Origin of the sequence: Pseudomonas sp. UBA3153 (genome assembly GCF_002364635.1) — a bacterium.
Lineage (GTDB): Bacteria > Pseudomonadota > Gammaproteobacteria > Pseudomonadales > Pseudomonadaceae > Pseudomonas_O > Pseudomonas_O kuykendallii.
The window spans coordinates 1-7,208 of the sequence record NZ_DEYR01000019.1; the positions used below are offsets into that span (position 1 = coordinate 1).

Here is a 7,208-nt window from a genome sequence, read left to right on the forward strand (position 1 = left end):
TCTGCGCGGCGCACCCGGCGCTGTCCCTGCGCCTGCTGCAGAGCGTCAGCGGCAGCCTGTTGCGCAGCGTGGACCTGGGCGAGCGGCTGGCGGCGGACTCCTGCGCCCAGCGACTGGCCGGCTATCTGCTGGAACAACGCGGCGTCCAGGGTAGCGACGACCTGAAGTTGCCGCTGCGCCTCGGCCAGCTTGCCGCGAGCCTGGGCATGCGCGGCGAAACCCTCAGCCGGCAACTCGCCGACTGGCGCCGCCAGGGGCTGATCACCGGGCGCGGCACCGCCGTCACCCTGCTCGACGCCGACGCCCTGCAGCGCCTGCGTTCAGCCCGATAGCCCGTCCACCCGGGGCTGGCACAGCCAACCCGCATAACGCGCCAGGAACATCCCGAACGCCAGCAGCCAGAGCAGGCCGGCGATCACCAGCGCGCCTTGCGGCAGCCACGTCGGCAAGAGTACGCGGGCGAACGCCGCCGCATTCAGCGCGACGAAGGCCCAGCGCATGCCCGCCGGTGGCAGCAACGGTCGGCCGCTGTGGCCCAGGGAGACCCGCGCCATCATCGCCAGGATCAACCCGGCCAGCCCGCCGACGGTGAGCGCGTGCAGCGCGGCGCTGCCGTTATCGATCAACCCGAGGTGCCAGGCGGCCATGCCCAGCAGCGCCAGCACCAGCCAGGCGTAGGCCAGGTGCAGCGACCAGAGCAGCGGCACGCGCCACAGGCCCTCGTCGTACCAGCGCGACAGGCGAATGCCGTGGAGCACGCCCACCAGGCCGAACGGCAGCGCCATCCAGGCGCGTGGCTGCAGATCGAGTCCCGCCGCCGCCAGGATCGCGAGCACGGCCAGCCCGCCCAGCGCCGGGCGCTCCAGCCACTTCAACGCCGGCACTGCCTGCGTCCGACCGAGACCGCGCTGGGTGAAGAACGGAATCACCCGCCCGCCGATAATTCCGCTCAGCGCCGCCAGCAGCCAGAGCGCCGCATGCGCGCCCTGGCGCTGCCAGTCGGCGCGATCGAGCAGTTGCCCGGCCACCGCCAGGCCATCGGCGAGGGCGAACAGCAGCAGCACGCCGACCAGCGGGTAGTTGTTGCGCTGCCGCGCGCGCCACAGGCTGCGGCCCAGCGCGAAGGCCAGCAGCGGCAGGAAGGCGAGTTCCAGCACCGCGCAGAGCGCCAGCGGCGCCCCGCCGAGCCAGGCCAGGCGCGTCAGCAGCCAGAGCAGGAACAGCGCGGCCAGCGGCGGGCCAGACAGCGCCTGGGCGCCGGTCCAGTTCGGCACCGCGGTGAGCAGGAAACCGGCCACCGCGGCCACGCCGAAGCCGAACGGCATCTCGTGCAGGTGCCAGGCCAGCCAACCGCCGGTCGGCTGCCAGACCGGGGCCCCGGAGAGCGCCAGGAGCCACAGGCCCAGCGCCACGCAGGCATAGGCGGCGCAGCCGAGAAAGAACGGCCGGAAGCCCAGGCGCCAGAGCGGAAAGCCCAGCGCGGGTCGGGAAATCTGAAGCATGGGGCACCTCCATGGATGAACGCGCCGACTCTGCGCTGCGCCGTTTGTCTGGCGCCATGAGAAATGTCAAATCCTGCACGGCGACGACTATCCGGCTAGAATTCCACTCCCCTTCCGGAGATGAACATGTCCTTACCCAGCCTGCGCCTCAAAGCCAACGCCGATCGCCGCCTGCGTGCCGGTCACCTGTGGGTGTACAGCAACGAGATCGACGTGGCCGCCTCGCCGCTTGCCGGCTTCTCCGCCGGCGACCAGGCGATCCTCGAGGCGGCTGGAGGCAAGCCACTGGGCATCGTCGCCCTCTCGCCGAACAACCTGATCTGCGCCCGCCTGATGTCCCGCGACACCAAGCACGTCCTGGACAAGTCGCTGCTGGTGCACCGCATCAAGGTCGCCCTGTCGCTGCGCGAGCGGCTGTTCGACAAGCCCTTCTACCGCCTGGTGTTTGGCGACTCTGACCTGCTCCCCGGCCTGGTGGTCGACCGCTTCGGCGACATCCTGGTGGCCCAGCTCGCCTCGGCGACCATGGAGCGCTACAAGGACGACGTGCTCGCCGCGCTGGTCCAGGTGCTCAAGCCCAGCGGCATCCTCTGGAAGAACGATTCCGCCGCGCGCGACGCGGAAGGCCTGGAGCGCTACGTCAGCGTCGCCCATGGCGAAGTGCCGGAGTGGGTCGGGCTGGAAGAGAACGGCGTGAAGTTCGAGGCGCCGGTGATGGAAGGCCAGAAGACCGGCTGGTTCTACGACCACCGCATGAACCGCGCGCGCCTGGCGCCCTACGTCAAGGGCAAGCGCGTGCTCGACCTGTTCAGCTACATCGGCGGCTGGGGCGTGCAGGCCGCAGCCTTCGGCGCCAGCGAAGTGATGTGCGTCGACGCCTCGGCCTTCGCCCTCGACGGCGTGCAACGCAACGCTGCGCTGAACGGCCTGACCGACCAGGTGATCAGCGTGGAAGGCGACGTCTTCGAGGCACTGAAGGAGCTCAAGGCCGCCGAGGAGCGCTTCGACGTGGTGGTCGCCGATCCGCCGGCCTTCATCAAGCGCAAGAAGGACTTCAAGAACGGCGAGGCCGCCTACCGCCGCCTCAACGAGCAGGCCATGCGCCTGCTGAACAAGGACGGCATCCTGGTCAGCGCGTCCTGCTCGATGCACCTGCCGGAGGACGACCTGCAGAACGTCCTGCTCGGCAGCGCCCGCCACCTCGACCGCCACATGCAGCTGCTCGAACGCGGCGCCCAGGGCCCGGACCATCCGGTGCACCCGGCCATCGCCGAAACGCGCTACATCAAGAGCCTGATCTGTCGTCTGCTGCCGAGCGCCTGAGCGGCGCGCCTGCGCCGCACCCTCCCGCGCCCCCTGCATCGTCGCCGTCAGCGGCGTTTCACCGGGGCGCGACTCGATGCGCAGGCATGTGCCTTCGCCGACCACGGCGAAGCACGCCTGAATGCACCGAGCTGGACCAACGACACCGCCCCCGCCGCCCGGCCAGCCTTTCCCTCGGCGCGAGCTGCGGCGTAGAATCGCAGCATTCCCTGCCATCCATCCTTCGGCGGGCCTGAGTTTGGGCCACGCGAGCGGTGATCCCGCCTCGCCCTTCGGCCATCGCGTACGCACGGTCAACGCCGTTTGCATCCGTTTTTCGCGACGCTCACCATACGCCTCATAACGACCTGATCAGCCGCAGGAAACCGTCATGCCCGATTACCGTTCGAAAACCTCCACCCACGGCCGCAACATGGCCGGCGCCCGCGCCCTCTGGCGCGCCACCGGGATGAAGGACGAAGACTTCAAGAAGCCGATCATTGCCATCGCCAACTCCTTCACCCAGTTCGTGCCCGGCCACGTGCACCTGAAGGACCTCGGCCAGCTGGTCGCCCGCGAGATCGAGAAACACGGCGGCGTGGCGAAGGAATTCAACACCATCGCCGTGGACGACGGCATCGCCATGGGCCACGACGGCATGCTCTATTCGCTGCCCAGCCGCGAGATCATCGCCGACTCGGTGGAGTACATGGTCAACGCGCACTGCGCCGACGCCATCGTCTGCATCTCCAACTGCGACAAGATCACCCCCGGCATGCTGATGGCCGCGCTGCGCCTGAACATCCCGGTGGTGTTCGTTTCCGGCGGGCCGATGGAAGCCGGCAAGACCAAGCTGGCCAGCCACGGGCTGGACCTGGTCGACGCGATGGTCATCGCCGCCGACTCCAGCGCCTCCGACGAGAAGGTCGCCGAATACGAGCGCAGCGCCTGCCCGACCTGCGGCAGTTGCTCCGGCATGTTCACCGCCAACTCGATGAACTGCCTGGTCGAAGCCCTCGGCCTGGCGCTGCCGGGCAACGGCTCGCTGCTGGCCACCCACGCCGACCGCGAACAGCTGTTCCTCCAGGCCGGGCGCACCGCCGTCGAGCTGTGCCGCCGCTACTACGGCGAGAACGACGCCTCGGTGCTGCCGCGCAACATCGCCAACCGCGCGGCCTTCGAGAACGCCATGACCCTGGACATCGCCATGGGCGGCTCGACCAACACCATCCTGCACCTGCTGGCCGCCGCCCAGGAGGCGGAGCTGGACTTCGACCTGCGCGCCATCGACGACCTGTCGCGCAAGGTGCCGCAGCTGTGCAAGGTGGCGCCGAACACGCCGAAGTACCACATGGAAGACGTGCACCGCGCCGGCGGCATCATCGGCATCCTCGGTGAGCTGGCCCGTGGCGGCCTGATCAACACCGACCTGCCGACCGTGCACAGCCGCACCCTGGGCGAAGGCATCGAGAAATGGGACATCACCGTCACCCAGGACGAGTCGGTGAAGACCTTCTACAAGGCCGGCCCGGCCGGCATCCCGACGCAGACCGCGTTCAGCCAGGCGACCCGTTGGGAAACCCTGGACGACGACCGCGCCGAAGGCTGCATCCGCAGCGTCGAGCACGCCTTCTCGAAGGAAGGCGGGCTGGCGGTGCTCTACGGCAACATCGCCCTCGACGGCTGCGTGGTGAAAACCGCCGGCGTCGACGAGTCGATTCACGTCTTCGAGGGCCGCGCCAAGGTCTTCGAGAGCCAGGACGGCGCGGTGAAGGGCATCCTCAACGACGAGGTGCAGCCTGGCGATATCGTGATCATCCGCTACGAAGGCCCGAAGGGCGGTCCGGGCATGCAGGAAATGCTCTATCCGACCTCGTACCTGAAGTCCAAGGGCCTCGGCAAACAGTGCGCGCTGCTCACCGACGGGCGCTTCTCCGGCGGCACCTCGGGGCTGTCCATCGGCCACGCCTCGCCGGAAGCCGCGGCTGGTGGCGCCATTGGCCTGGTGCGCGACGGCGACAAGGTGCTGATCGACATTCCGAAGCGCTCGATCAACCTGCTGGTGAGCGACGAGGAACTTGCCCATCGCCGTATCGAACAGGACAAGAAAGGCTGGAAGCCCGCCGCCCCGCGCGCGCGCAAGGTGACCACCGCGCTGAAGGCCTACGCCCTGCTCGCCACCAGCGCCGACAAGGGCGCGGTACGTAACAAGGCGCTGCTCGACGGCTGATCCCGACCGGCACGCCCACACGAAAAAGCCCGGCAACCGCCGGGCTTTTTTTCGTTGCGATGCCCGCGTACCCCACACGCGGCGCGCGTTACTCGCGCATCAATTCCTCACGGGCCTCACGCAATTTGCGCTCGCGCTTGGCAATCTTCTTCGGGTCGCCGTCACGCTGGGCGTCGCGCAGGTCGGCCTCGCGCTTCGACACCTCGGCCTGCTGGGCGGCGATACGATCCTTGCGGTCGGCAGCCCGACTCTCTTCGGTGCAACGCTCGCGGACCTGATCGAGGGCCGTGGAAAGCCCGTCGATCCGCGCGCTGTCGCCCTGCTGGCGCGCCTCGTCGAGCTTCTGCTGGAGCTCATGTTCCTTGTCGGTACAGCTCTGCGCCGCCAGCAGGGGGCTGGCGAGCAGCAGCAGCGAAGACACGGCGCAGAGGCGAACGAGCATGCTCATCGGTAGATCCTTTCGATAGTCAGCGTGTATCCGCCATGCCCGCGCGGGCGCCTGGCGGAGCCTGTTCGCCCGCGGCGAACCTGAAACGGCAACAGATCAGGCCAATTCGCCGAAGATCCCTGTTTTCTGCCGGACGCTGTGCGAAGATGGCCCTTCGCGATCATTTTCTGCACAAGGGTAGTGATGAAGATCGGACTGATTTCGGATACCCACGGTCTGTTGCGCGACGAAGCGCTGGAGGCTCTGAAGCAGTGCGATCATCTGATCCACGCGGGCGACATCGGCAATCCCGGGATTCTCGTCGAGCTGGAGAGGATAGCGCCTCTCTCGGCGATCCGCGGCAACAACGATGAAGACCAGGAATGGGCCGCGGACATTCCCGAACGCCTGCTGATCCGTTTCGGACGCGTCTGCGTCTATGTCCTGCATGACCTCAAGGCACTCGACCTCGACCCGGTCGCGGAAGGCATCGACGTGGTGGTCAGCGGACATTCCCACGTCCCGCGTCAGGAACTCCGCGACGGAGTGCTCTACGTGAACCCGGGCAGCGCCGGTCCGCGTCGCTTCAAGCTGCCGATCGGCATCGCCTACCTGCACATCGATGGTTCGGCGGTCAGCGCCGAGTTGAAGACGCTGCTGCCCTGATTTCGGTGCTGGCGGTGTGCACGGCGCACCCTACGAACGCTTCGTGCGCCACCTCAAGGCCATAGGGTGCGCCGCGCGCACCACTCACCTCAGCGCCTGACCCACCCCTCGAACGCGTAACCCGGCGCCTCGCCGTCGGCCGGATGCTCGACGCTGGAGATGCACGCCCACTGCGCCTCATCGAACGCCGGGAAGAAGGCGTCGCCCTCGGGACTGGCGGCGATGCGTGTGAGGTACAGCCGATCGGCCTGATCCAGCGCCTGCCCATAGAGCTGCGCGCCGCCGATCACCATCAGCTCGTCGGCACCCTGCTCGCGCGCCCACTGCTCGGCGCGCAGGAGCGCCTGTTCCAGGGTCGGAAAGACCTCGGCGCCGTCCAGCAGCAGGTTGGGCTGGCGGCTGACCACCAGGTTGAGGCGCCCCGGCAGCGGGCGGCCGAGGGAATCCCAGGTCTTGCGGCCCATGATCACCGGTTTGCCGAGGGTCATGGCCTTGAAGTGCCTGAGGTCCGCCGGCAGGTGCCAGGGCATCTTGTTGTCGAGGCCGATCACGCGGTTCTGCGCGAGAGCGGCGATCAGGGCGAGGGGTAGCCGGGTCGTATTCATCCGCGGAGGATAACGGCTCGACGTCGGCGAATGAAGCCGCGCGGGTGAAGCCGGGGCGTCAAGCGGTTATCCTCGGGCTCAATCCGCCAGACGAGCCGCCGCGTGCCCGATACCGCCCTGCCCCCGATCGCCCCCCTCGACCGCCTCTGGCTGACCGAAGCCGTGCGCCTGCGCGAAGAACACGGTGGCCCGCTGGAAGACGCCGAAGCCAACCGCCGGGCGAGCGCCGCCGGCGGCGAGCTGGGCGCACGCATCGAGGCCCGCGCCCTGCTGCTGGCCGAACGCGACGGCCAGCGCGCCGCACTGCTGCACTGGCGACAGGGCGCGCGACTGGCGCTGTTGATGCTGGCCCTGCTGGCGCTGGTCAGCGGCGCGAGCCTCGCCGTCGCCGCGCTAGGCGACGGCCTGCGCCCGGTCAACGTGTTCTGGGCGCTGGGCAGCCTGCTCGGCCTGAACCTGATCACCCTGCTCGGCTG

7 protein-coding genes and 1 pseudogene are annotated in these 7,208 nt (G+C 68.6%); 5 read left to right on the plus strand and 3 right to left on the minus strand.

The window, feature by feature from the left end; genetic code table 11:
• Positions 1–332, plus strand: a 332-nt coding sequence (locus B2X67_RS04570) for a Crp/Fnr family transcriptional regulator (protein WP_286784740.1), incomplete at its 5' end; no start/stop codon positions are given.
• Here B2X67_RS04570 and B2X67_RS04575 read toward each other — a convergent pair.
• Positions 321–1,502, minus strand: a complete 1,182-nt coding sequence (locus B2X67_RS04575; RefSeq protein WP_286784741.1) for an NnrS family protein — start codon at positions 1,500–1,502, stop codon at positions 321–323. The two genes, B2X67_RS04570 and B2X67_RS04575, sit on opposite strands and share 12 nt — an antisense overlap.
• A gap of 126 nt (positions 1,503–1,628) precedes the next feature.
• Here B2X67_RS04575 and B2X67_RS04580 point away from each other — a divergent pair, with 126 nt between their 5' ends.
• Positions 1,629–2,825 carry a class I SAM-dependent rRNA methyltransferase gene (locus B2X67_RS04580; protein ID WP_286784742.1) on the plus strand — a complete coding sequence of 399 codons (1,197 nt, stop codon included), beginning with the start codon at positions 1,629–1,631 and terminating at the stop codon, positions 2,823–2,825.
• A 370-nt stretch (positions 2,826–3,195) separates the two neighbouring features.
• Positions 3,196–5,034, plus strand: a complete 1,839-nt coding sequence (ilvD, locus tag B2X67_RS04585; protein WP_282339314.1) for a dihydroxy-acid dehydratase — start codon at positions 3,196–3,198, stop codon at positions 5,032–5,034.
• A gap of 88 nt (positions 5,035–5,122) precedes the next feature.
• Here the strand turns inward: ilvD and B2X67_RS04590 are convergent, their stop codons facing one another.
• Positions 5,123–5,482, minus strand: coding sequence for a DUF1090 domain-containing protein (locus B2X67_RS04590; protein WP_286784743.1), 360 nt, complete (start codon positions 5,480–5,482; stop codon positions 5,123–5,125).
• Between the two features lie 183 nt (positions 5,483–5,665).
• On the opposite strand from B2X67_RS04590, the gene B2X67_RS04595 reads away from it, so the two are divergent.
• A complete protein-coding gene (locus tag B2X67_RS04595) occupies positions 5,666–6,127 on the plus strand; it encodes a metallophosphoesterase family protein (RefSeq protein WP_286784744.1) in 462 nt (153 codons plus the stop codon).
• Positions 6,128–6,216: 89 nt separating this feature from the next.
• On the opposite strand, the gene B2X67_RS04600 is transcribed toward B2X67_RS04595, so the two are convergent.
• Positions 6,217–6,732, minus strand: coding sequence for a dihydrofolate reductase (locus tag B2X67_RS04600; RefSeq protein ID WP_286784745.1), 516 nt, complete (start codon positions 6,730–6,732; stop codon positions 6,217–6,219).
• A gap of 102 nt (positions 6,733–6,834) precedes the next feature.
• On the opposite strand from B2X67_RS04600, the pseudogene B2X67_RS04605 reads away from it, so the two are divergent.
• Positions 6,835–7,208: pseudogene (locus tag B2X67_RS04605) on the plus strand (DUF2868 domain-containing protein); the annotation flags it as partial.

Bases quoted from the DNA above. Each gene is read 5' to 3' on its own strand.
- B2X67_RS04575 (WP_286784741.1), bottom strand. From the start codon at position 1,502: ATGCTTCAGATTTCCCGACCCGCGCTGGGCTTTCCGCTCTGGCGCCTG.
- B2X67_RS04580 (WP_286784742.1), top strand. From the start codon at position 1,629: ATGTCCTTACCCAGCCTGCGCCTCAAAGCCAACGCCGATCGCCGCCTG.
- ilvD (WP_282339314.1), top strand. From the start codon at position 3,196: ATGCCCGATTACCGTTCGAAAACCTCCACCCACGGCCGCAACATGGCC.
- B2X67_RS04590 (WP_286784743.1), bottom strand. From the start codon at position 5,482: ATGAGCATGCTCGTTCGCCTCTGCGCCGTGTCTTCGCTGCTGCTGCTC.
- B2X67_RS04595 (WP_286784744.1), top strand. From the start codon at position 5,666: ATGAAGATCGGACTGATTTCGGATACCCACGGTCTGTTGCGCGACGAA.
- B2X67_RS04600 (WP_286784745.1), bottom strand. From the start codon at position 6,732: ATGAATACGACCCGGCTACCCCTCGCCCTGATCGCCGCTCTCGCGCAG.